Annotated in this window: 25 protein-coding genes; 19 read left to right on the top strand and 6 right to left on the bottom strand. The window is 61.4% G+C overall.

Annotated elements, in window-relative coordinates; genetic code table 11:
- The first annotated feature begins 18 nt into the window (after positions 1 to 18).
- Positions 19 to 1,182: a glycosyltransferase gene (locus tag ACKVY0_RS02300; RefSeq protein ID WP_409213170.1), complete on the top strand. Its 1,164-nt coding sequence runs from the start codon at positions 19 to 21 to the stop codon at positions 1,180 to 1,182.
- Positions 1,183 to 1,362: 180 nt separating this feature from the next.
- Entirely contained in the window at positions 1,363 to 2,097 is a 735-nt protein-coding gene (locus tag ACKVY0_RS02295) for a class I SAM-dependent DNA methyltransferase (RefSeq protein ID WP_409213169.1), read from the top strand.
- A gap of 130 nt (positions 2,098 to 2,227) precedes the next feature.
- Here ACKVY0_RS02295 and ACKVY0_RS02290 read toward each other — a convergent pair whose 3' ends face one another.
- Positions 2,228 to 3,199 carry a glycosyltransferase family 9 protein gene (locus ACKVY0_RS02290; RefSeq protein WP_409213168.1) on the bottom strand — a complete coding sequence of 324 codons (972 nt, stop codon included), beginning with the start codon at positions 3,197 to 3,199 and terminating at the stop codon, positions 2,228 to 2,230.
- Positions 3,200 to 3,249: 50 nt separating this feature from the next.
- On the opposite strand from ACKVY0_RS02290, the gene ACKVY0_RS02285 reads away from it, so the two are divergent.
- The 11 genes from ACKVY0_RS02285 to ACKVY0_RS02235 all read left to right on the top strand — a co-directional run bounded on the left by ACKVY0_RS02285 (position 3,250) and on the right by ACKVY0_RS02235 (position 14,302).
- Positions 3,250 to 4,044, top strand: a complete 795-nt coding sequence (locus ACKVY0_RS02285; protein WP_409213167.1) for a class I SAM-dependent methyltransferase — start codon at positions 3,250 to 3,252, stop codon at positions 4,042 to 4,044.
- Positions 4,041 to 5,006 (top strand): exosortase/archaeosortase family protein, encoded by a 966-nt coding sequence (locus tag ACKVY0_RS02280; protein ID WP_409213166.1) that lies wholly within the window; start codon positions 4,041 to 4,043, stop codon positions 5,004 to 5,006. Before ACKVY0_RS02285 ends, ACKVY0_RS02280 begins: the two co-directional genes overlap by 4 nt.
- A complete protein-coding gene (locus tag ACKVY0_RS02275) occupies positions 5,003 to 5,716 on the top strand; it encodes an exosortase-associated EpsI family protein (RefSeq protein WP_409213165.1) in 714 nt (237 codons plus the stop codon). Before ACKVY0_RS02280 ends, ACKVY0_RS02275 begins: the two co-directional genes overlap by 4 nt.
- Positions 5,713 to 6,510, top strand: coding sequence for an ATP-dependent sacrificial sulfur transferase LarE (larE, locus tag ACKVY0_RS02270; RefSeq protein ID WP_409213164.1), 798 nt, complete (start codon positions 5,713 to 5,715; stop codon positions 6,508 to 6,510). The genes ACKVY0_RS02275 and larE overlap by 4 nt, the downstream gene beginning before the upstream one ends.
- A 72-nt stretch (positions 6,511 to 6,582) precedes the next feature.
- On the top strand, positions 6,583 to 7,371 hold the full coding sequence (larB, locus tag ACKVY0_RS02265) for a nickel pincer cofactor biosynthesis protein LarB (RefSeq protein ID WP_409213163.1): 789 nt from the start codon (positions 6,583 to 6,585) through the stop codon (positions 7,369 to 7,371).
- Positions 7,372 to 7,452: 81 nt separating this feature from the next.
- Positions 7,453 to 7,905, top strand: coding sequence for an IS200/IS605 family transposase (tnpA, locus tag ACKVY0_RS02260; protein WP_409213162.1), 453 nt, complete (start codon positions 7,453 to 7,455; stop codon positions 7,903 to 7,905).
- Between the two features lie 264 nt (positions 7,906 to 8,169).
- Positions 8,170 to 9,600, top strand: a complete 1,431-nt coding sequence (locus ACKVY0_RS02255) for a phenylacetate--CoA ligase family protein (RefSeq protein ID WP_409213161.1) — start codon at positions 8,170 to 8,172, stop codon at positions 9,598 to 9,600.
- Between the two features lie 26 nt (positions 9,601 to 9,626).
- Positions 9,627 to 9,872 (top strand): hypothetical protein, encoded by a 246-nt coding sequence (locus tag ACKVY0_RS02250; RefSeq protein WP_409213160.1) that lies wholly within the window; start codon positions 9,627 to 9,629, stop codon positions 9,870 to 9,872.
- 16 nt (positions 9,873 to 9,888) lie between these two features.
- Complete coding sequence (locus ACKVY0_RS02245; RefSeq protein WP_409213159.1) at positions 9,889 to 10,329, top strand: aspartyl protease family protein; 441 nt, start codon at positions 9,889 to 9,891, stop codon at positions 10,327 to 10,329.
- A gap of 2 nt (positions 10,330 to 10,331) precedes the next feature.
- A complete protein-coding gene (locus ACKVY0_RS02240; protein ID WP_409213158.1) occupies positions 10,332 to 12,470 on the top strand; it encodes a bi-domain-containing oxidoreductase in 2,139 nt (712 codons plus the stop codon).
- Positions 12,470 to 14,302, top strand: coding sequence for a heparinase II/III family protein (locus tag ACKVY0_RS02235; RefSeq protein WP_409213157.1), 1,833 nt, complete (start codon positions 12,470 to 12,472; stop codon positions 14,300 to 14,302). Before ACKVY0_RS02240 ends, ACKVY0_RS02235 begins: the two co-directional genes overlap by 1 nt.
- Before the next feature lie 68 nt (positions 14,303 to 14,370).
- Here ACKVY0_RS02235 and ACKVY0_RS02230 read toward each other — a convergent pair whose 3' ends face one another.
- From ACKVY0_RS02230 to ACKVY0_RS02210, 5 genes are all read right to left on the bottom strand, one after another.
- A complete protein-coding gene (locus ACKVY0_RS02230) occupies positions 14,371 to 15,999 on the bottom strand; it encodes a peptide ABC transporter substrate-binding protein (RefSeq protein WP_409213156.1) in 1,629 nt (542 codons plus the stop codon).
- A gap of 198 nt (positions 16,000 to 16,197) precedes the next feature.
- Positions 16,198 to 16,536 carry a hypothetical protein gene (locus tag ACKVY0_RS02225; RefSeq protein ID WP_409213155.1) on the bottom strand — a complete coding sequence of 113 codons (339 nt, stop codon included), beginning with the start codon at positions 16,534 to 16,536 and terminating at the stop codon, positions 16,198 to 16,200.
- A gap of 80 nt (positions 16,537 to 16,616) precedes the next feature.
- On the bottom strand, positions 16,617 to 17,471 hold the full coding sequence (locus tag ACKVY0_RS02220; protein ID WP_409213154.1) for an ABC transporter permease: 855 nt from the start codon (positions 17,469 to 17,471) through the stop codon (positions 16,617 to 16,619).
- Entirely contained in the window at positions 17,468 to 18,388 is a 921-nt protein-coding gene (locus ACKVY0_RS02215) for an ABC transporter permease (protein WP_409213153.1), read from the bottom strand. Before ACKVY0_RS02215 ends, ACKVY0_RS02220 begins: the two co-directional genes overlap by 4 nt.
- Entirely contained in the window at positions 18,385 to 19,161 is a 777-nt protein-coding gene (locus ACKVY0_RS02210; RefSeq protein ID WP_409213152.1) for a creatininase family protein, read from the bottom strand. The genes ACKVY0_RS02215 and ACKVY0_RS02210 overlap by 4 nt, the downstream gene beginning before the upstream one ends.
- 75 nt (positions 19,162 to 19,236) lie before the next feature.
- On the opposite strand from ACKVY0_RS02210, the gene ACKVY0_RS02205 reads away from it, so the two are divergent.
- Genes ACKVY0_RS02205 through ACKVY0_RS02180 form a run of 6 tightly spaced genes read left to right on the top strand, consistent with a single transcriptional unit; the run spans position 19,237 to position 23,602 of the window.
- Positions 19,237 to 20,562: a c-type cytochrome domain-containing protein gene (locus ACKVY0_RS02205; RefSeq protein ID WP_409213151.1), complete on the top strand. Its 1,326-nt coding sequence runs from the start codon at positions 19,237 to 19,239 to the stop codon at positions 20,560 to 20,562.
- 5 nt (positions 20,563 to 20,567) lie between these two features.
- A complete protein-coding gene (locus tag ACKVY0_RS02200) occupies positions 20,568 to 20,924 on the top strand; it encodes a hypothetical protein (protein WP_409213150.1) in 357 nt (118 codons plus the stop codon).
- Positions 20,921 to 21,289, top strand: coding sequence for a CoA-binding protein (locus ACKVY0_RS02195; protein ID WP_409213149.1), 369 nt, complete (start codon positions 20,921 to 20,923; stop codon positions 21,287 to 21,289). Before ACKVY0_RS02200 ends, ACKVY0_RS02195 begins: the two co-directional genes overlap by 4 nt.
- Positions 21,290 to 21,327: 38 nt before the next feature.
- Complete coding sequence (locus tag ACKVY0_RS02190) at positions 21,328 to 21,522, top strand: hypothetical protein (protein WP_409213148.1); 195 nt, start codon at positions 21,328 to 21,330, stop codon at positions 21,520 to 21,522.
- A gap of 52 nt (positions 21,523 to 21,574) precedes the next feature.
- Positions 21,575 to 22,846 carry a dGTP triphosphohydrolase gene (gene dgt, locus ACKVY0_RS02185; RefSeq protein WP_409213147.1) on the top strand — a complete coding sequence of 424 codons (1,272 nt, stop codon included), beginning with the start codon at positions 21,575 to 21,577 and terminating at the stop codon, positions 22,844 to 22,846.
- Positions 22,847 to 22,900: 54 nt separating this feature from the next.
- Positions 22,901 to 23,602 carry a hypothetical protein gene (locus tag ACKVY0_RS02180; RefSeq protein WP_409213146.1) on the top strand — a complete coding sequence of 234 codons (702 nt, stop codon included), beginning with the start codon at positions 22,901 to 22,903 and terminating at the stop codon, positions 23,600 to 23,602.
- Positions 23,603 to 23,755 lie beyond the last annotated feature (153 nt).

Below are 23,755 nucleotides of genomic sequence, written 5' to 3'. Positions count from 1 at the left end.
ACTTTTTCTCGCTTTCACATGCCGCCTCCGCCACGCCTGCTGCTCATCAGCCATGCCTACGCCGCGCTCGAAAACCGCAAGAAGCTCCAGGCGCTCGCCGCGCATTTTGATCTCGTCTGCGTCACCTCCACCATCGAGCAACGCACCATCCTTGGCCGCCCGTCCTCCGACTTCGACAACGACAGCGATGCCGATACACGCAACTACCAGCTCATCCGCCTCACACGTCGCGGCAGCAGCGACACCACCTTCCGCTACGCCGGTCTCGCCAGTGTCATGCGCTCACGCCGCTTCGATGTCATCCTCGTCGAAAACGAACCTTGGGCCGTCATCTGCTGGCAAACACGCTTCTGGAAGTCCTTGCTGCAACGCCACGCCCTCTTCGGCGAATTCACCTGGGAAAACGTCGAACGTCCCGGCTGGAAAGGCCTCGTCCTCGCTTGCATCTACCGCGCCATGACGATGACGACCGATTTCATCATCGCGGGCAATCAAGCCGCCGCCAAACTCGTGCAACGTCGCGGCGCACGCTCCAACAACGTGCTCGTCGCGCCGCAACTCGGCGTCGATCTCACCAATCATCAGCCCGCATCGTCCGCTGAGCGCCGCGAACTGCGCAAAGCCCAAGGCCTGCCTGAAAACGCCTTCATCATCGGCTACTGTGGCCGTTTGACCGAGGAGAAAGGCATCCGTGAATTGATCGCAGCCTGCGACGAACTACAAACCGTCCATCTCGCCCTGCTCGGCTCCGGCAAACTCGAATCCTGGCTCAAAGAGCAGTCGCAAACACGCTGTTGGCTTCACCTCCTGCCACCACGTCCACACTTCGAAATTCCCAGCTTCCTGCGCTGCCTCAATGTCTTCGTGCTCGGCAGCAAACCCGTCCACACGATGCAGCTCTGCTGGGAAGAACAGTTCGGCCACGTCCTCATCGAAGCCATGGCCTGCGGCGTCACCACCATCGGCTCCAACAGCGGTGCCATCCCCGAAGTCATCGGCCACGACGAGGCCATTTTCCCGCATGGCGAAGCCAAATCGCTCGCTGAATGCATTCGACGAGTGATGAACGACTTCACGCTCGCTCAAAGTCAGCTCGAACGCACTCGCAAGCTCTACACGCATGACGCCGTCGCTGCACAGTGGGCCTCGTTCATCCAGCAACAACTCGCCCGCGCAACGTAGGCCGGATGTGTTTGGCGCAGACAGCACCCGCCAAACATCCTCGCCCCCTTCGCCAAACTATCCGGCTCTGGATCGTCCGCGCATCCTGCCACACACACCAGCCGGATAGTTCGGCGAACACGGCTCATCAAACAAACAACACCCCACGCGCCGAACACATCCGGCCTACTTCCTCGCCGCATGAGCACTTACCGCGACATCCTCTATCGCAACTACTCCGCCTCCTTCGGCGAGCAGAAAGCCCTCGATGCCAGCGTGCAGCACGCCCAATACGAGGCCACTTACGACGCCTTGCCGTCGAATCGCGATGCCCTCATCGCCGATCTCGGTTGCGGCAAAGGCGAATGGCTCGGCTGGATGGCCGCCAAAGGCTTCACCCAACTCACCGGCGTTGATCTCTCGCCATCCGATCTCGCCATCGCCCGACAAAACGATCCCGCACGCACTTGGATTCAGGAAAACGTCATCACCTTCCTCGAATCCCAAACCGCCGCCTTCGATCTCCTGCACGCGAAGGACATCATCGAGCACTTCACCAAAGACGAATTCATCCGCTTCCTCACCGCCGCCAAAAACGCGCTCAAATCCGGCGGCGAGCTGTGGCTGCTCACCTTCAACGCGCAGAGCCCGCTCTCATCCGCCATTCGCTACGGCGACTTCACCCACGAAATCGGCCTCACCCCCGCCAGCATGGCCCAGTGCCTACGCGCCTGCGGCTTCAAGCACATCTCCGTTCAGGGCCGCCACTACTGCTCCAAGTCCACCAGCGGTCAGATCCGTCGCGTCCTCGGTCAAATCATCTTCCAACTCTCCCGCCTGCTTCTGAAAATACGCCACGGCGATGCGCCGAAGGAACGCGCCATCGACCTGCACTGCACGCAGCCCGACTTGTTCACGATGGCGGTCAAAACGTAGGATGGGTGTGGCGACAGCCCGCCCGTCTGTCAGGGCACCGCACAACCCGCCACGCTCCCAAACCGCCGGGCGGTTCGGCGAAGATGGCCATTGGAAGAAAGCCGCCGCAATGCCGCTGAACACACCCAGCCTACATTGCCCGCACCACCCGCTCATGCACCGCATCCACGGACCAGCGATTCAAGCACGCCATCGGCGCTTGCAGGTTCAAGCAGCGATTCGCCGGCTTCGTGGCACTGTCACACGGCTGGCAGCTCAAGCGCGGCTCACGCAGCAATTCAAACCGCTCTCGATGCCACTCCGGATCCCAACGCGGCGAAGATGGCCCGATCAAAATGACTCCCGGCGTGCCACACGCCGACGCGATGTGCATCGGCCCCGAATTGTTGCCCACAAACAGCTTCGCACCCGCGATCAGACGAACCAGTTCATCGAGCGAGTTTGTCTTCACGCGCTGCACGGCCCCGCTCAATCCCGTCTCATTACCTTGATCAATCCAGCGCACTGCATGCGTCTCCGCCAAGCGGTTTGCCAGCTCCACGAAGCTTCTCATCGGCCAACGCTGATACTCACGGCTCGCACCGGCATGAATCACGATCGCACCCGATTCATCGCGGCCAAAGGCACTCAAATCCGGCGCAGGCATGACCAACGGCAGTTTCGTCAGCAGTCCGGCGATGCGCCAGTTGTGCGAAGCGACCGATTCTTCCCCCAACACCGCCTCACGATGATGCAGCAGCGCGTTCAGCCGCACATGCGGCGTCTGCGGCCCCACACTGACCTTCGCGCCACTCAATCTAGCCAGCAGATGCGCCACGTTGCCCTGATCATCGCCGAGCAGACACGCGTCCGGCTGCAAAGCCCGCAACTCAGCCGCCATGCGGGCCAGCCGCCACGGCTGACGCCACGCACCGTTGAACTTGGCCGTTTCAAACACGCGCAACTCCACCTGCGGGCAGCAGACTTCATACAACCGCGCCGCCGTTGGACTCGTGAGCGCCACGATGCGCCAGTCGGGATGCGCCGCCACCAGCGACTGCACGACAGGCAGAAACACGACGTTGTCGCCGAGTTGGTTCACTTTGAAGACGAGCAGCGTCATGCGTGCGCAACCCTTCCATCAGCCACGATGAACACGCAACGACTTGTGTCATGAGCGCCGCCCCCGCATGTCCCGCATGTGATGTCGCTGCCGAAGCCAATTTAGGCAAGGCGGGCGTGTGCCACCTCTGGCGCTGCGCCTGCGGCCTTGTCTTTGCCGACCGCGCCACCTGGCGTGATCCGTACTCCGACAAAGACTACTACGATCCAGCGCATCAACCGGAGGAGCACTACCCGCTGCAAGTCACCGCCACGGAGCGAGATCGCATCGCCACCGTGCAGCGTTTCACCCAAACAGGCCGCCTGCTCGATTTCGGCGGCGGCATCGGCCGCACCGCACTTGCCGCGCATGCGGCAGGTTTTTCCGCCATCGTGCTCGAAGACAGCCACAAGGCCGTGAGCGATGGCAAAACGCATCATCCCGAGATCGCGTGGCTCGAAAGCAAAGCCATCCCCGACAGCATCGCTGACGGCAGCCTGGACGTGATCACTCTGTTTCATGTGCTGGAGCATCTGACCGATCCACGCGCCTCCTTGGCCCAGATTCATCGCAAACTAAGCCCTGGTGGCCTGCTGGTGATCGAAGTGCCGAACTGGGGCAGCCACATGCGTCGTCTGCGCGGCTTGCACTGGCAGTTCGTGCTCGATCATCATGTGAACCACTTCACTGCGGCCAGTCTGACCCGTTTGGTGGAGAAAATCGGCTTCAAGCTCGGTGCCGTCGAGTTCCGCCGCACCTTTGCCGTCAACGAAACTCAAGGATGGAAGGAGCCGCTAAAGCAACTGCTGTGTCTGCTCGGTTTCGGCGACATCCTGCGCTGTTCCTTCTTCAAGTCCGCCGCATGAATCGCAAGCACCTCATCTCGTGGATCATGCTGGCAGTCAGCCTCGTGCTGCTGATGGCCGTACAGCCGTATGCGGCTGGTTACGGCCACTTCCGCCGCACGATGCTTGCCGAGCTGCTCATGCAGTGGAAGGACGCGACGTGGCAACATGGTGCATTGCTGCCGTTCATTGTCGGTTATTTGCTCTGGCGGCGGCGCAACGAGGCCGCGCAGCTTCCTGAATCATCCAGCCGCTGGGGCTTCGTGCTCATCGTGTTCGCCCTGCTGCTCTACTTCGCCGGATTCCGCGCCAACAACTTCTACTGCGGCTATGCGGCCATGATGACCTTGCTCGCCGGTGCATCGCTCTGGCTGGAAGGCGCTCAGAGATCACGTTTGCGGCTGTTTGCGTGGTTGATGCTCGGCTTTCTCTGGCCGCTGCCGTTTCTGGAGGAGAATATCGGCTATCAGATGCGGCTCATGATGGTGAAGACGACCGGCGTCGTGCTGAATGCCGTCGGTGTCGATGCGCTCGTGTCTGGCACCGCACTGCAATCCATGCCGAACCTCGAATTTGGCCGGAAAGCCGGTGAATTGTTCAGCGTGGGCATCGCCGCACCGTGCTCAGGCATGCGTTCGCTGTTTGCGCTGCTCGTGGTCGGTGCGCTGTTCAGTTATTTCCGCCAGCGGGTGATGTGGCGCAGATTCGCGCTGTTCAGCACGATCCTGCCCATCGCCATCGTGGCGAACATGGTCCGCATCCTTGTGCTGATCTTCGCGGCGATGATCTTCGGCCAGAACTGGGCCATCGGCGACGTGGAAAAGGAAGTCTCCGCCTTCCACGAAGTCACCGGCATCGTGGTCTTCCTCGTGGCGCTAATGCTGCTGCAATCCGCCTCCTGGCTACTGAACCGCCTGTGCAGCGGCCTCGGCTTCAAACGCTCACGCACCATTTCGCGTCAGGTCGTCTCCTCCGTGTCATGATCACCCGTGCCTTCATTCTTTTCGTGCTCTGCGGCATGACCATGCTGCTGTGCCAGTTCTCGCCGCAGGCAAAAGGGGGCAATGAAGCGGGCGTGCTGGCTGAACTGCCGATGGTCGCTGGCAGTTTCGTCGGCGAAACCGAAGCCCCCAGCGCTAAAGAACGCGAACTGCTGCCCGCCGACACGATCATCGTTAAGCGAGCTTACCGAACGCCGGGGCGTTCGGTGGAAAATCGTGATCTCGCGCACGCCTCGCTCGTCATCGCCGGCAACGACAGCCGCAGCATCCATCGCCCCGAAGTTTGCCTCGATGGCCAAGGTTGGACGATCACCGATTCCCGCGTGCGTGAGGTGAAACTGCTCTCCGGCGAGACTCTGCGCGTGCGCGATCTCGCCATCGAACGCGAGGTGCTGCTTGGCAATGGAACCAAGCTGCCATTGCGTGCGCACTATGTTTATTGGTTTGTCGGAGCGGATGTCAGTACGCCTAACAATCTGGATCGACAGCTTCTCAGCCTGCGCGACAGCGTCCTGCGCAACGTGAACCACCGCTGGGCCTATCCCTCCGTCATGGCACGGGTGACTGACAACCTCCCGCCGCAGCAAAGCGGCGAACGACGCCGCACCGACGCAGAAACCGTCGAAATGATCCTCGCGTTGATCCGCAGCCTTGCCCCGCGCTTTCAGAAGGATTTGATGCCGCCCACATGATTCAAAAGCTCTATGCTCATCTTCAGCCCTTGGGCCGCGTCGCCGTGGCCTATTCCGGCGGTGTGGACAGTACGCTCGTGCTAAAGGCCGCGCTGGATGCACTGGGGAGTGAAAATGTCGTCGCCCTGCTCGCCGTCTCGCCCAGTTTGCCGCAAAGCGAGAAGGCTGAGGCCATCGCGCTGGCAAAACAGCTCGGTGCCAGACTTGAACTGCTGCCGACGGAAGAAACCGACGATCCCCAATATCAAGCGAACGCCCCCAACCGCTGCTACTTCTGCAAAGATCACGTCTATCGTGCCTTGCGGCAGTTTGCGGAGCAACACGGCATCGCCCATGTGCTGGATGGCATGAACGCCGAGGACACGCTCGATGTGCGCCCTGGCCGTGCCGCAGCCCGTGAACTGAAAATCATCAGCCCGCTGCATGATCTCGGCTTCAGCAAGCAGGACGTGCGCGAAGCGGCGAAAGCACTCGGCTTGCCGAACTGGGACAAGCCCGCCGCCGCCTGCCTCGCCTCCCGTGTGCCGTACGGCACGAGCGTGACGCCCAAGCTGCTCTCGCAGATCGAACGCGCCGAGGCCGCGCTGTTTGATCTCGGCTTCCGTGAGCTGCGCGTGCGCCACCATGGCGATGTCGCGCGGCTGGAGGTGCCCGAGGCCGATTTGCTGCGTGCCTTGCAGCAGCGCGAGGGAATCACCGCCGCGTTGCGTGGAGTCGGTTACACCTACGTCACGCTTGATCTCGCTGGTTTGCGCACCGGCAGCATGAACGAAGTGCTCAAAGCCCGCTCGTAGCTTGACTCTCCAGAGTCGAGTCTGATGTCCGACGTTTCATCCCGACTCTGGAGAGTCGGGCTACATCACCCTATGAACGAATCCAAACTCCGCGAACTCCTAGCTCAAGTCAGCGAAGGCAAGCTGCCGCCTGATCAGGCGTTAGGACGCCTGCGCACGCTGCCCTTTGCCGAAGCCGGCCAGGTGCTGGCCGACACACATCGCGTGATCCGCCAGGGCTTTCCCGAAGCCGTGTATGCCGAAGGCAAGTCGCTCACCCAAACGACCGATGCCCTTACCGCACTCGTCGCCGCGCATAGCTGCGCGCTCGCGACACGCGTGACGCCCGACATGGCCGCGCTGCTGCTCCAACGCTTCCCCACCGGCAGCTACGATGGCGTTTCGCGCCTGTATCGCATCGGGCAGATGGATCGCCTCTTCAAAGCGTCTCCTGTGGCCGTCGTCTGCGCCGGCACCTCCGATCTGCCCATCGCCGAAGAAGCCGCGCAGACCCTGGAGTTCGCGGGAATGAAGGTGAATCGCATCACCGATGTCGGCGTCGCCGGTTTGCATCGCCTGCTCGCGCGACTCGATGATTTGCGCAGCGCCAGCATTGTCATCGCCATCGCCGGCATGGAAGGCGCACTGCCCAGCGTGCTCGGTGGTCTCGTCGCAGCTCCAGTCATCGCCGTGCCGACCAGTGTTGGCTATGGCGCGAATCTAAACGGCATCGCCGCGTTGCTCACCATGCTCAACTCCTGCGCCAGCGGCCTCACCGTGGTGAATATCGACAACGGCTTCGGGGCTGCGGTCGCCGCCATGCGCATCCTCCACCTCACGGCCCGGCCTGAAAGGCCGCAGGAGCCCAGCCCAGGGTTGTAAACCCTGGGTAGCTTGGACGAACGACGACTCGCGCTCTGAAAGAGCGCAGGAAAACTGCCCCGCTTCCCCACGCGCCGCGTCATGGCCCAGTCGCTCGCCAAGATTTACATCCACCTCATCTTCTCGACGAAGAACCGCGAACGCACGATCCCGGATCATCTTCGTCCCGCTCTGCACAGTTACATGGGCGGCATCTTGCGTGACCTCGGGTGCGCCGCGATCGAGATCAACACCGAGCCCGATCATGCGCACGTCCTCTTCCTTCTCGTGCGCACAGCCGCTTTGAGTGATGTGGTTGGAAACCTGAAAAAGGGAGTTACGAACTGGCTCCACGAGCAGGATCAAAGCCTTCGAGGCTTCTACTGGCAGAACGGCTATGGAGCCTTCTCTGTCAGCCAGTCAGCGGTGGCGGAGGTGCGGCGCTACATTCAAGGGCAGCACGAGCATCATCAGAAGCTCACGTTTCAAGACGAGTTCCGTGCCTTCTTGAAGCGTTATGAGGTGGAGTTTGATGAGCGCTATGTGTGGGATTGAGAGCTTTCCTGCGCTCCTTCAGAGCGCCCGACTCGCGCAACGCGATGACCCAGGGAATCGCTCGCATAGGCTCGTTCACCCCTGGGCTGAGTTCCTGAAGCCTTTCAGGCTTCAAAGCATCCGTGCTCGTGTTGAATTGATGCCAAGTCTCAACGTCCTGCCTGAAAGGCAGGTGAAGCCCAGCCCAGGGTTGAAAACCCTGGGTAACTCGTGCGCGCAACACCTCGCGCTCTGAAAGAGCGCAGGAAGACAACCTTCCATCCCATGTCTCTCGAAGACACCCTCTATCCGCTGCTCAAGCTCTACGAAGCAGCGCCGCAGCCGGTCAAATCGCTGGCGGGCCATGCATATCGCGCGATCCCGGCGTCCTTGCGTTATGGATCGGCCTACACGCGGTTTCAAAACGAGGCGCGAGAGGTGGAAGCGTGGGATGCGGAGACGATTCGGCGGTATCAGGTCGCGGCGTTGCGGGATTCATTGATCGCAGCAGCGAAAGCGCCGTTTTATGCGGAGCGCTTCGCGGCCTGCGGCGTTGATCCGGCAAAGTTTGAATCGCTGGAGCAACTAGCGGACTATCCGCTGCTGACAAAGCAGGACCTACTGCTGCATCGTGAGCAGATGGTGAACCCGGAGTTCACGGCGAAGCAGCGGCTCTACATCACCACGGGCGGGTCGAGCGGCGTGCCAGTCGGTTTTTATCTGCACAAGGGCGTGAGCCGTCCGAAGGAACAGGCTTACCTCGAAGCGCAGTGGTCGCGGCGCGGGTATCGTATCGGCGATCGCGTGGCGGTGATTCGTGGCGGTGTCACATCAAGCAAGGCACGCGGAGGCATCAGTTACTTCGATGCAACGCGGAACTGGCTCATCCTGTCCTCGTATCACCTCACGGCGGAGCGTCTGCCGGAGTATGTGGCCGCCCTGAACCAGTTTCGCCCTCAGCACCTGCATGCGTATCCGAGTGCGGCGCTGATGCTGGCGCGCGGACTGGAGCAGGCGGGCTTGAAGCTCGATTTTCCGCTCACCTCGCTGCTCTGCGGCTCGGAAAAGCTCACGGCGGAGTCGCAGCAACATTTGGAGCAGTTTTTCGGTGCCCGTGTCTGCCACTGGTATGGTCACAGCGAGCGTGTGGTGCTCGCCGCGCAGGGCCGCACGTCGAATCATCTGCATTTTTGGCCAACCTACGGCTTCGTCGAGTTCGGCGAGGCGAATGCGGACGGCCATCGTGAAATCATCGGCACCTCGTTTCACAATCACGTCATGCCGTTGATTCGGTATCGCACCGGCGATTACTGTAGCCCGATTCGCCAGAATCGGGAGTCAGGGGCCGCAGACCCGACTTTGGCGAGTCGGGCTACATGGCCTGCTGTCGAGGCCGTGGTGGGCCGTGACTACGAGTTTCTCGTCAGTGCCACTGGTCGCCGCATCTCGCTGACGGCGGTCAACATGCACGACAACATCTTCGATGGCCTCCTGGCCGTGCAATTCTTCCAGGAACGCCCCGGCGAGGTGGAATGCCGCTTTCAATCCGGCCCGCAGTGGCACAGCAGTCGCGCGGAGGCGATGCATGCGGGCTTGCTGAAGAAGCTGGGCGATGATTTCACGCTCACGTTGCGAGAGGTGCAGGAAGTGGCGAAGACGAGCGCGGGGAAGCACAAGTGGCTGGTGACGGCCTTGAACCCAGCGCTTGACGGCTGAACCTTCGCAAGAACATTGGAGTCATCATGCAAGTCGCTGACAACAGGACCAACAAGGCCGCCTACGAAGCGCAACTGCCGAATCTGCGGCAGCGCTATCCGCTAGGCCACTTTGCGGTATTTGCAGGCGCGGCGCTCGTGGGCGCTTATCCCAGCTATGGCGAGGCCTTGCGTCACGGCTATGAACGTGCCGGGAAGGCTGACTTCTTCGTGAAGCAGATCACCCAGAAGGAAGAAGTGCAGCATGTGGCGACGCCGTTTGCCGTCGCGTAATGCAATGACGTTCCCCTTGGTCAACGGCCTGCCGCTTGTGGATGTGCGCATCGGGCACAGCGACGCCCATCGTGAGCAATGCGAACGAAACCTCGACCCCGTTCCGCCCGACATCCAAGTCAAAGCCTTGCTCGATACCGGCGCATCCATCACCGTGATGGATGCTGACATCGTGCGCCGATTGAGGCTGCGGGATCGTGGTGTCTGCCGCGTCCGAGGCTTTGACGGCAGCCTTCATGCCGACCCCGCTTCACGCGAATACCTGAACTATGACATCTCGCTGACCATCCCGGACGCATCAGGCACATTCGTCGTGCGAATCGGCGATTTGCAGTCAGTGGGCGTGCCGATGGGCTGCGATGACTATCAGGTGCTGCTGGGGCTGGATGTTTTGAGCCGATGCACCGTGACCTTGAGATTTGCCGAAGGGGAATTCGATATTGTGTCGGCAGCTTGATCATGAAACAACTCGCCCAATACCAAGACGGACGCCTTGAACTCCAAGACGTGCCTGCGCCGGTGCCGCCGCCGGGAGGGATTCTGGTGCGGACGACGTGTTCGGTGATCTCGCCGGGGACGGAGCGCATGAAGGTGGAGCAGGCGCGGATGTCGCTGCTGCAAAAGGCGAAGGCGCGGCCGGATCAGGTCAAGAAAGTGATCGACACGGCGAAGACGCTGGGCTGGAAGGCGGCACTGGAGAAGGTTCGCAACCGGCTCGAATCGCCGACACCGCTGGGTTACTCGGCAGCGGGCGTGGTGGTGGCGGTGGATGAGTTGAACTCGCGCTTTCGTGTCGGTGATCGTGTGGCCTGCGGCGGCGCGGAGTGCGCGTTTCATGCGGAGATGATCGCGGTGCCGGATCTGCTGGCGGCTCCGATTCCCGAAGGCGTGGAGGACTGGCAGGCGGCTTACACGACGCTGGCGTCCATCTCGATGCAGGCGGTGCGACAGGCCGAAGTGCGGCTGGGAGATCGTGTGATGGTCATGGGCCAGGGACTCGTCGGCCTGCTGGCGACGAGTTTGCTGAAGGCCTCCGGCGCTCGTGTGCTGGCGGTGGATTTTGTTTCTTCGCGGCTGCAAACGGCGCTGGCGATGGGTGCCGAGCGGGTGGTGAATCCGGCGGAGACGAAGGTCGAGGATGTGGTGCGTGAGTGGACGAACGGCCACGGCGTGGACGCGGTGATCATCTGCGTGGGCGGCAAATCGAGTGGTCCGGCGGATCAGGCCATCGCGTGTCTGCGCGATCGTGGCGTGATGGTGATCACGGGCATTTACGATGCGGAGCTGTCCTGGAAGACGGCCTACATGAAGGACATTCAGGTGCGTTACTCGCGCAGCTATGGTCCTGGTCGCTACGACCCGCAGTATGAGTGGGGCGGGAAGGATTACCCCATCGGCTATGTGCGCTGGACGGAGAACCGGAACTTTGAAGCGTGTCTGGAGCTGATGCGCACGGGACAGCTTGATTTGAAGCCGGTGACGACGCGACGGGTGGGGTTTGAGGGTGTACTCGGGGTTTATGACCAGCTTGAAGGCGAAGTGGGGGTCGTGATCGAATACCCAAGTGCTCAGTGCTCAGTGCTTAGTGCTCAGAAAGAGCACGAACATGGAATACTGAGCACTAAGCACTCAGCACTGAGCACTTTGTCTTCCGCTTGTTCGTCCCTGGATGTCATAGGTGCCGGAAACTTCGCGCGGACGATGCTGCTGCCCCAGGTGAAGGGGAAAATCACGCTCGGCACTATCATCAATGCCACCGGGCTCAGCGCTCGGCATGTGAAGGAGAAGTTTGGCTTTGCGATGGCAGAGACGGATGCGGCGAAGGTGTTCGAGAGCACTGGCAACGCGGTGATGATCGGCACGCGCCATCATTTGCATGCGCCGCTGGTGTTGAAGGCGCTGCAAGCCGGGAAGCACACGTTTGTGGAGAAACCGCTGTGCCTGACACGAGAAGAACTGACGCAGATTGATGAAGCGATGAGTTCGAGCAACGGCAGCGTGATGGTGGGCTTCAACCGCCGCTTTGCTCCGGCGACGGTGGCGATGATGCAAACGCTGCAAAACATTCCGGGACCGAGGACGCTGGCGCTTCAGGTGAACGCGGGCGCTCTGGCACCGGATCACTGGTATGCGAACGTCGAGGAAAGCGGCGGGCGGGTGCTGGGCGAGGCGTGTCACTTCTTTGACTTCGCCTGCCATGTGCTCGGCCGGCCGGTGAAGGTGACGGCGCAGACGGTTGGCAGGCCGCAGGTGCCGGATTCGGTGACGGCGCAGATTGAGTTCGCGGATGGATCGTCAGCACAGGTGATTTACTCGGCGGAAGGCGACTCGGCGTTTCCGAAGGAATCGTTGCGTGTATTTGCGAGCGGCGCTGTTATAGAGTGCGAAAACTTCATGCGGCTCTCCATCTTCCAACGACGCAAACAGACAGTGAAAAAATTCTCCTCCAAAGGCCACGCGGAGGAGATGGCGGCCTGGCTGGCCTTTTTGAAGGGCGAGGCGAAGCATCCACTGCCCTACGAGCAGTCGCGGCAGAGCATGCGGCTGACGTTTGCGGTGCTGGAGTCGATCCGCGAGGGAAGGACGATCAAACTGTGATGAAGACCGCCTGGTATGTTCAAAGACTGCGTGCGATGAGCGCGGGTGAGATCGCGCACCGCGTGGCGGAGCGCCTGGGACGGCTGAACGAGGCCGCGAAGCTCAGGAAGATCGCGCGCAAGGCGTGGGACGGCACGTTCACGGATTATCCGAAGCTGCCGTGGCGTGAACGTGTGCCGCCGGAGTTGCGCAAGCAACTAGCCGTGGATGCGGAAAAGCTGATGCGCGGCGAATGGGAGTTGTTCGGCTGGAAAAACGTCGAGGTTGGTGCGCCGCCGTGCTGGCATCGCGATGCGACGCTGGGTGTGGTGATTGATCCCGACACGCCGTCGCGAAAGCTCGATCATCGTCATCTGGAGCACGATGCGGACGTGCGGGCGATCTGGGAGATCAACCGCTGGTCGGAAATGACGCGCATGGCCATGCACAGCGCGCTGAATGGCGATGTGCATGCGATCCGCGTCTCGCAGCTCTGGCTGGAAGACTGGTGCGACCGCAACACACCCTCCCACGGCATCAACTGGACCAGTCCGCTGGAAGCGGCGCTGCGGTTGATGAACTTCTGCTGGTTCGACGCGCTCGTGCGCGGCTGCAACGACCCCGAACTGGCCCGCCGACAGGATGAATTGACCGCCCGCATCGTGCCGGTGCATGCTTGGTGGATCTGGCAGCGCAAATCGTTTGGTTCCTCGGCGAACAACCATCTCATCGGCGAACTGAGTGCGCTGGTGATGGCGATCACACGCTGGCCGGCGCTGGCGCGCATGATCTGCCCGGCACAACGCGTGTGGAAGCTGCTGGAGCGCGAGATTTTGCTTCAATTCGCGCCAGATGGCGGCAACAAGGAGCAGGCGCTGCATTATCACCTCTTCGCGTGGGACATGGCCTGGCATGCGGGCATGGCGGCGGATGGATTGAGTGGAGCTGTGCTCGAACGTCTGTGTGAAGCGGCACAATTCTTCGTCGATGTCACGGAAGCGCCCGAGAGCTGGGACTTTGGTGATTCGGATGATGCACAGGTGCTGCCGCTGGCCTTGAAACGATCCACCGCGGCAGCGGAATTTCGCGGGTGGCTACTGGGCAAGCCGGAAGGCACTGCGTTGCGATTCTGGCTGGGTGAATCGCCGAAAGGCGTGCGATCAGCGATGCGCAACAAGTGGCTGGTGCATGCGGAAAGCGGGCAGGCGATCTGGCGTGATGCACGTTGGACGGTGCGTGCCGATGCATCGCCGCTCGGACTTGGCAGCATGGCGGCGCATGGGCACCTCGATGCGCTGCATGTCTCGCTGTGGTTTGAACAGCATGCACTCGTCATTGATCCGGGCACGGGCGCTTATTACGGCCACCCGGCGCTGCGCACACTGCTGGCCGCATGGGAGGCGCACAACGGCCCGGTGCCGGTTTCAGGCCGCCAGACACCTGAGCGTGTGGGTGCCTTTCTGTGGATGAAACATCATGCGGTGCCGGAGCTGGAAGTCAGCCATGACATCTGCGTGATGAGCTTCGCCTGCGAAGGACAGCATGTGCAGCGTGCCGTGCATGCCGCGCAGGGTTATGTGGAGATCTGCGACGAGGTCGGCACCAAAGCATCGCATGTAGTGACGTGGCAGCTTGCTCCCGGCTGGCGCATCGAGCAGCAGCGGAAGAACGGCTTCGTCTGCACGCATGACGAGAGCGCTCCGGTGCATGGCACGCTGAATGGCGATGACATCGAGGCATGGGAGATCGTGGAGCGCGAAGCCTCGCCGCATTTTCGTGAGCTGGTGGCATCGCAGGCCGTGAAGGTCACGTTCAAAGGCACGCTGACGACGATCTGGCGCAAGACGGGGTGATTGGAAGACTGAGTTGAACACAAAACGGGCGCAGGAGAATCTCCTGCGCCCGTTTTGCTTTGGTGGATTCAAGGCACCAGCCTCACCGCCTTGTAGCAGCGATGCTCCAGCAGCGAGGGCAGCAGGCCGTGGACGCTGGGGTGGACGAGGTAGGAGCGAACGTACCAGTAAATCGGCAGGATCGGTGCTGCTTCGAGCATGTGGGCCTCGGCTTCCTGGAGGGTGGTGAAGCGTTTGGCGGGATCGCTTTCGAGGAAGCTTTGGGAGAGGAGGGCATCGTAGCGTGAGCTGCCCCAGCCGGTGTTGTTGTTGCCGTCGCCGGTTTTCCAGAGAGCGAGGAAGGTGGAGGGGTCGAGGTAATCACCGACCCAGCCGGCGCGGCAGACATCGTATTCGAGTTTGCGCATGGATTCGAGATAGACGCCCCAGTCTTGATTGAGGACACGGGCGGGGATGTTGAGATGCTGCTTCCACATGGACTGCACGGCCTCGGCGATGGTGCGATGGGATTCGAGGGTGTTGATGAGGATGTCGAAGCCGGGGAAGTTTTTGCCGTCGGGAAAGCCGGCTTCGGCGAGAAGCTGGCGCGCGGCGACGGGGTCGAAGCGCATGACGGCAGGTGTTTGATAACCGATGCCGCAACCGGGCGGGGTGAGGCCAACGGCGGGTTTTTGGCCGGCGCGGAGGATGTTGCGGCAGATGGATTCACGGTCGATGGCGAGGGCGAGGGCACGGCGGACCTTGGGGTTGTCGAAGGGCTTCCGGGTGGTGTTGATGCGGTAAAAGTAGGTGGTTAAAGCTGGCTCGTCTTGATAAAAGTCGGGCATGGTCTTGCGGTAGCCGGGGATTTTGGCGAGCGGGACTGTGTTGGTGAGATGGAGCTGGCCGTCGAGGAAGGCGCGCTCTTCCGTGGTGTCGCTGACGATGGGGATGAAGGTGACGCCGTTGAGTTTGACGCTGGCGGCGTCCCAGTAGTGCGGGTTGCGCACGGTTTCGACGGCTTGATTGATGCGCCAGCTTGAGAGCACGAAGGGGCCGTTGCAGACGAGGTTGCCGGGACGGGTCCAGCGCGTGTTGCGGTCGGTTATTTTGCCATGTTTCTCGATGGCGTGCTGCGGCACGGGGAACCACGAGTAGTGCTTGAGCATGCTGGGCAGATACGGAGCGGGACCAGCGAGGGTGATCTGCAAGGTGAGCGGATCGAGGGCTTTGACGCCGACTTGCGTGAAGTCGCTGAGCTTACCGGTGTGATAGGCCTCCGCATTGAGCATGGGGTAGAGCATGTTCGCGTAGTCGGCCCCGAACTGCGCGGTGAGGATGCGGCGGTAGGCGTACACGAAGTCTGCGGCGGTGACGGGCGTGCCGTCGCTCCATTTGCCCTGCGGCTGAAGTTTGAAGGCCCAGGTGGTGAAGTTGTCGTGGGTCCACGAAGCGGCGGCACCAGGGCCGTCGGCGTCAGGATTGTCAGGAGAAGGTGCGACGAGGCCCTCGAAGATGGCGTGGAAGATATGGTGCTCCGGCTGGCCGGTGGCGAGCTGGGGATCGAGCGTGCCGGGCTCGGTGCCGTTGCCGATGAGCAGAATGCCAGCGCGGGTGGCGGCGGCGATGCGCTGGGGGCGATGCGTGCGAACGTGATGAAACCACGCGATGCCGCCGAGGAAGAGAATGAGGAGGAGAGCACGAACAAGCCAGCGCATGACGGCGAACATGACACGCGGGCAGGTGTTCGTGCAACTGGAGTGGTGGTGTAACGGAGTCATGACAGCACTCTGCCCATCCATCACTTCACGACGCCAACACTCCGCGGCATCGTTCCCCGACATGCGAACGCAGAACGGCCCCGCTTTGTGCAAGCGGGGCCGCGTGGGACTTTCAGAACTCAGATTTCGACGCTACTACCTGCCGAAACCGAAGCTGAAACTGATGCCGCTGCGAGGGCGGCTGTAGCCGGGATTGTAACCGGGGCGGTAGCCGCTGTAACCGCCGTGGTTGTGGCCGCTGTAGCCGGGATTGTAGCCGTAGCTCGGCTGCCGAGGTGCCTGCGTGACCCACTGGCCGACAGGGCGGCCACAGTGGTCGTAGCCGACGATTTGATAAACGGCGATGATGGGCGTGCCGCAGGAGGTGTAGCCGACGACACGGGTCTGGCCGCAGGAATGGTCAGCTTTGGCGGTGGAGGGGGCTGCAAAACCAAGAACAGCGGCTGCAGCGACAAGGGAGAGGATGGCTTTCATATGTGTGTGGAATTTGTTTCCGCACATTGTGACGAGGCCGCCGCACACCTATTCAGTCGCCGTGAAATATTTTTTCACGCCTACTGCTGCGACATCGACTTGGGATCGAACGCATCACGCAAGCCATCGCCAAGAATGTTCAGCGCGAGCAGCGTGGCGGAGAAAAAGAGGCCGGGATAGAGCAGGAGCCAGGGGTAAGTTTCCATGGCGTTGGCTCCTTCACGAATGAGCACACCCCAGCTCGCATCCGGCGGCTGAATGCCGAGACCGAGGAAGCTGAGCGCCGCCTCCAGCAGCATGACGCCTGGCACCATGAGGCTGGAGTAGATGATGACAGTGCCGATGACATTCGGCAGCATGTGCTGCCACAGAATGTGCCAGAAGCCTGCACCGCTGGCACGCGCGGCAGTGACGAACTCGAGATTCTTCAACGCCAGCACCTGCCCGCGCACGACACGCGCCATCGTGAGCCATTCCACGGCACCGATGGCGACGAAGATGATCCAGAACTCACGCCCGACGATGACCATGAGCAGGATGACGAAGTTGATGAAGGGAAACGGATACAGGATGTCCACGAGGCGCATCATGGCGGAGTCGAGCTTCATGCCGGTAAGGCCGGCGATCATGCCATAGATCACGCCGATCATGGAAGCGACCGCCGTCGCGAGAATGCCGACCTCCAGCGACACACGACCGCCATGCAGGATGCGCGTGGCGATGTCGCGCCCAAGTTGATCCGTGCCCAGCCAGTGCGCCATGCTTGGTCCTGCGGCCTTGAGTTCGAGATCCTGCTGATCCTGCGTGTAGTGCGAAAGCATCGGGCCAAACACACACAACAGCACCAGCAGCACGAGGAAGCCGAGTGCGATGGCATTGATGCGCTGCCGCATGAGGCGACGCCAGGCGGCGCGCATGGGAGATATGCTGCTCATGCCTGGAGACGGATGCGCGGGTTGAGCCAGGCCTGTAGGATGTCCACCAGCAGGTTGAAACCGACGATGAGCGCGGCGTAAAAGACGGAGATGGCTGTGGCGAGGGCGTGGTCGTTGTTGACGGCTGCTGCGATGAAGAACTGGCCGAGTCCGGGCAGTTGGAACACCGTTTCGACGATGAACGAGCCCGTGAGCAATCCCGCCGCCGCAGGGCCAAGAAAGTTCAACACGGGCAGACAGGCAAGTTTCAACGCGTGGCGGAAGATGATGGCGAAACTGCCCGCACCTTTGGCTTTGGCCGTGCGGATGAACTCCTGGGCCAAAGTCTCACGCAAGCTGCCGCGCGTGAGCCGGGCGATGTAAGCGCTGTAGATGATGCCGAGCGTGATGGCGGGCAGCACCCAGTCGGTGGTGTCAAACCAGCCCGAAGTGTTGAACCAGCGCAGCTTGAGGCCGAAGAACATCGCGATGAGTGGCCCCAGCACCATGCTCGGCGTGCAGATGCCGAGTGTGGCGGCGAGCGTGCTGCCGCGATCTTCTAGCGTGTTCGGTCGCAGCGCCGCCAATGCACCCAGCGGCACGCCAATGCCCAACGCGATGAGCAATGCCGGGATGGCGATGGCCGCGGAAACGGGAAATCCAGACGCGATCACTTCATCCACCGTGCGGCCCGCAAAGAGGTAGGACTCTTCAAAGTCGAATGTGGCGTAGTGGACGAGATGCCGCCAGAGCTGCACCGGCCACGGTTGATCCAGGCCGTAGTGCGCCATCTTCGCCGCCATCGCCTCGGGTGAAATGGCTCGCTCACTGCGAAACGGGCCGCCAGGTGAACTTTTCAGGATCGCAAACATCACGCAGATCACCGCGAAGATCACGATGATGCCCTGGATGCTGCGGCTGATTAAAAAACGGATCATTTCGACTTCTCGTAAAGATCCGCAATGTCCGCCTTCGCGAGTTCGATGAGGTAGGTCGCGATTTTGGCACCGAGAGCCTCGAAGTAGCGTTTCCCTTTTTCGGCGGTGCTGTGCTGCGGATCGCCGGAGCCGGTGTCGTTGGTGGCTTTGGACCACGCACGCTGTGCCCAGGCCCATTTTTCGTTGATGGCTTTGAGTTTCCAACGGTTGTCGGTGCCGGGCCCCCATTCGGACTTCGGCAGCACCAGATTGGGATGCAGATGCAGGAGGAGGCTGGTCTCGCGTTCATCGGCGTGGTCACCGACAATGTTGAAGATGTCGTCGCCTTTGACGGCCTGATACCATGAGACGGTTGAGAGAAACATCTTCGGGTGCTTGGCCTGAAGCTCGCGCAGCATCTGGCGGAAGTCGTTGCCGCCGTGGCCGTTCATGATGACGAATTTCATCACGCCGACGCCTTCGAGGCTGCTGATGATGTCTTCGAGCACCATCATCTGCGTGGTGGGATTCATGTTGATGCAAAACGGCACATCAAGCTGGCCGGTCTGCACGCCGAAGGGCATGTTTGGCAGGATGCCGACCTTCGCTCCCGCCTCCCAGGCGATACGACCGGCCTCGGCGGCGATGGCGTCGTTTTGCAGCGAGTCGGTGGCGTAAGGCAGGTGCCAGTTGTGCGCCTCCGTGGCGCCCCACGGCAGTACGGCGGCCTCATAGCGCGTGGCTTTGACGTGTTTCCAATTCGTTTCGGCGATGATCCAAGGTCTCGGGCTCATGGGGTGAGGCTAAAGAGGTAAACGGTTGATGCAACGCTCGACAAACTCGGCCACAGCAGGCGTTTCTTTCCGCCCATGTTTCGCGTCCTGATGTTTCTTTGCCTCACTGCCACCGCTGCGGCGGAGGTTTCGTTCTCGAAGCAGATCGCCCCCATTTTGGTGGAGCAGTGTGTGGAGTGCCATCGGGCGGGCAAGGTGAAGGGCAAGTACCGGCTCGATACCGTGGAGATGCTGCTGAAGGCGGGTGACAGCGGCACGTCGCCGGTTTTGGCCGGCAAGCCTGACGAGAGCGAGTTGTATCGCCTGATCGCGACCCACGAGGAAGACGATCGCATGCCGAAGAAAGCCGATGCGCTGCCAGCGAAGGAGATGGCGCTGATTCGCGAGTGGATCGCCAGCGGGGCAAAGGTGGATGTGGCGGACAAACAAGCGACGCTGAGTTCGATCTTGCCTGATCAAGCGAAGACGGCAGCCCCGCCGAAGTATCCGCGACCATTGCCAGTCACGGCGCTCGCTTTGAGTCCCGATGGCGACACGCTGGCGTGCAGCGGCTATTTTGAAGTGACGCTGTGGGATGTGGCGACGGGAAAACTGAAATCACGCATCGGCGGGATGCCGGAACGGGTGCTGGCGCTGGCGTGGGCGGCGGAAAATCAACTCGCCGTCGCGGGCGGCGTGCCGGGACGATCAGGCGAGGTGTGGACCGTGAATCCGGCGCAACCGGTGGAACGGAAGCGCATCATAACCTCGCGCGATTGCGTGCTAACGCTGACAGCGAGCCGGGATGGCAAAAGTTTGGTGACGGGCGGGACGGATAACACGCTGCGGTGCTTTGAACTGCCCGCGATGAAATTGAATTGGCAAATCGAGCCGCATGCAGACTGGATCATGGCGGTGGCGATTTCGCCGGATGGCTCATGTATCGCCACCGCAAGCCGGGACCGCACGACGCGGCGCATCGACAGCACGAACGGCGAGATCGAAGCGACGTTCACGGGGCATGAGTGCGCGGTGTTGAGTGTGGCTTTCAGCCTTGATGGCAATGAATGCATCAGCGGCGATGCAGAGGGCGAAATCCGGCGCTGGGATCGCCATGGCGATGCGAAGAAGGACAGCAGTATCCGCCCGAGCGGCCGCACGGAGGTGCTGGCGGTCGATTTTATCGACGCCGTGACACCGGTGGCGGCCACGGGCAACGGCATCGTGAGTTCGATGGATGCGAAGGCACGCAAGACGAAGGACAAGCTCACGCGGCATGCAGATCGCGTGAACGTGATGGTGGTGCAGCGCATCGACAAGACCACGCGCCTCATCACGGGCTGCCATGACGGCCGGGTGCGCATCACGGAGCTGGGAAAGCCGGAACCGGTGTTGAATTTCATCGCTTCTCCGGGATGGTGAGCGCCATGTTTGAATCACGCACCGAACCGCTCGCACCACGTCACGCATTCCTGCGGCGGATGGCGACTTTTTTTGGCCTGGCCTTCGTGGTGGCGGTGGCGGCGCTGGGGGTGGGTGTGCTGGGCTATCATTTCTTCGCCGGATTCGGCTGGATCGACAGTCTGCTGAACGCCTCGATGATTCTGGGCGGCATGGGGCCGGTGGGGGAGATGAATTCGGATGCGGCGAAGCTGTTCGCGTCATTTTACGCCTTGTTCAGCGGGCTGGTGTTCATTTCGGTGATGGGCATCGTGCTGGCGCCGGCGGCGCATCGGGCGCTGCATCTGTTTCACCTCGACGAACAAGACCTCAATAAATCATGAGCACCGAGCGCGTCGTCATCGTGGGAGCCAGTGACAATCCCGAACGCTACAGCCACCGGGCGCTGCTGCTGCTGCGTCAGCACGGCCACCAGGTGGTGCCGGCACACCCGAAACTGGCGGAGATCGAGACGATCCCCGTGGTGGCGGATTTGAGCCTGATTTCCGGCCCAGTGGACACGGTGACGATGTATGTCGGCGCGGCGATCTCGGCGGGATTGCAGGACAAGCTGGTCGCGCTGAAACCCCGCCGGGTGATTTTCAATCCTGGCGCTGAAAATGCGGTGCTATCAAAAGTTTTGGAAAAAGCCGGAATTGCCTGCGTAGAAGCCTGCACGCTGGTGCTGCTGAACACGGGGCAGTTTTGAACACGCCGCCACGCCAGTAGTCTTATCTCCGCAATCCCATGCTCGAAATCCAAAAGGACAAAATCTATGAGCGCAGCCGCCTGCGGGCGAAGGGCGTGTCTGACGAGGAGATCAAGCAGGTGCAGCAGTTGCCCTTCAAACCCGCCTTTGTGGAGGGGAAACGGAAGAAACGTGCCGCAAACTCAGATGACGAAGTGCCGACAGGGCAGTTCTCGTTTCGTCGGCGTGGGTGAGCAGCGGTCTTGCCCGCCTGCCATGACCTGCTAGCATCGCGGCACACCACGCATGCCCGCGAACCGCTTTTACTCCTCCTTCGACTTCGAAACACTCGATCCGCGACCCCAGCACCAGGGCGAATATCGGAACGCGTTCCAGATTGATCGCGACCGCATCATCCACAGCAGCGCGTTCCGCCGCCTGCAAAACAAGACGCAGGTGTTTCTGTCGGGCGAGTATGATTTCTACCGCACGCGGCTCACGCACAGCATCGAGGTGGCGCAAATTGGCCGCAGCATCTGCGCGTGGCTGACGCAGCAGAGTGATGCGCTGGGTGACGACTGCTTCATCGACCCCGATCTCGTCGAAAGTGCGTGCCTCAGCCACGATCTCGGCCACCCGCCGTTCGGCCACGCGGGTGAGCGCACGCTGCACAAGCTGATGGAGCCGTATGGCGGCTTCGAGGGTAATGCGCAGACACTGCGCATTCTGACGCAGACACTGTTCAGCGAAGGCCGCAACGGCATGAACCCCACGCGGGCGCTGCTGGATGGGGTGCTGAAATACAAAACCCTGCATGCCGAGGCGGCTGGGGCTAAGAATCACTACCTTTACAACGATCAGGAACGCTGGCTCGATTTCACCCTCGGCGGACAGGCCTTTCCGCTGGAACTGACGCCTGGCAAGACGCGCAACGGCTTCAAGAGTATCGAATGCCAGATCATGGACTGGGCGGATGACACGGCCTACTCGCTCAATGACATCGCCGATGGCATCCACGCGGGATTCGTCAATGTGCAGCGACTGGAGCGCTGGGCGGAGGAACAAACGCTCAGCGATGCCGACAAGGCCGATGTGGCCTTCCTGAGCAAGGCGATGCGTGAAAATCGTGTTGAAGGACGGTTAAACCGTCTCATCGGCGAGTGCATCCGGGCCACGAAGCTCGTTCCGAACGCGAATTTCCTCAGCACCAGCACGCGCAGGCATCAGTTCACCCTGGAGATTGATCCCGCGCAACGCCGCCGGGCCGATCTGCACAAAGAAATCGCCCTGGATCTGGTTTTCCTCAGCCCGCAGCTCCAGCAGCTCGATCACAAAGCCGACTTCATCCTCAAACGCGTGTTCGAGGTGCTGCACGAGCGCTACATCGAATCGGTGCAGCCCAAAGGACTGCACCTCATGCCCGCCAGCATTGAAAAGCAGATTCAAGCCGCCGAATCGACCAGCGAACGCGCCCGCCTCGTCTGCGACTGGATCGCCAACATGACGGATCACTTCGCCTTCCGCACCTACCGCCGCCTCTTCGACGCCGACTTCGGCTCGATCACGGACTTTGTGTGACCCGCTCAACGCTCTTGAATGCCCACGAATTCTCCAGCGCCATTCCCTCCCGGCATGTTCCCGCCCACGGCATGGAGCATGGTGCGCCTCGCCGTCGCAGAAGGTCAGCCTGGCGCGGACCAGGCGCTGGACGACCTCTGTCGCCTTTATGAACGGCCCATCATGGTCTTCATCCTCCGCAGCGGCCACCCACCGCATGCCGCGCAGGATTTGAAGCAGTCCTTCTTTGAGCACCTGCTCACCAAAAACGCCTTCGCCGACGCCAGCGGCCTCAAAGTGAAGCTGCGGGCCTTTTTGATCACCAAATTGCAATCCTTCCTCATCGGCCGCCACCGCCACGACATCGCGGCCAAGCGTGGCGGCGGGAAAGTAGCCAACATGGCCGACCTCAGCGAGACGCAGGCCCTTTTGGCCGAGCCCGTCGATGACCACACGCCCATCATCGCCTTCGAGCGCCAGTGGATGGAGACGCTCGCCACCAACGCCATGCAGGCACTCCGCGCCGACTACACCCAGCGCGGCCACGACGATCTCTTCAAAGCCCTCGCACCCTTCATCACTGGCGGCAGCGATCAAACCCTCGCCGCTCTCGCCCTGAAGCTCGACCGCCCCGAAGGCACCCTCAAAAGCGACATCTCCCGCCTCCGCACCCGCTGCCAGAACCTCATCCGCGAGCAAATCGCCACCACGCTCGACGATCCCACGCCCGAAAACATCACAGCCGAGCTGCGGGAACTGATGAGCGCACGGTCTTGAAACTTTTTCTTCACGCAAACTGCAACGGGTGCATCGCCGGAATGATGTATAGGCCTGATTAAAAACAGTGAAAAATACCGCTGTACTCCATAGTGGTTATATGCCTTATAGTGAGGATGGAGTTAAACATCAAGCCTCTCAGCGACACGGACG

This window comes from Prosthecobacter sp., assembly GCF_046154365.1.
Classification (GTDB): Bacteria; Verrucomicrobiota; Verrucomicrobiia; order Verrucomicrobiales; family Verrucomicrobiaceae; genus Prosthecobacter.
Note: the sequence above shows the minus strand (reverse complement) of the source record. Positions and strands in the feature narration are given on the sequence as shown.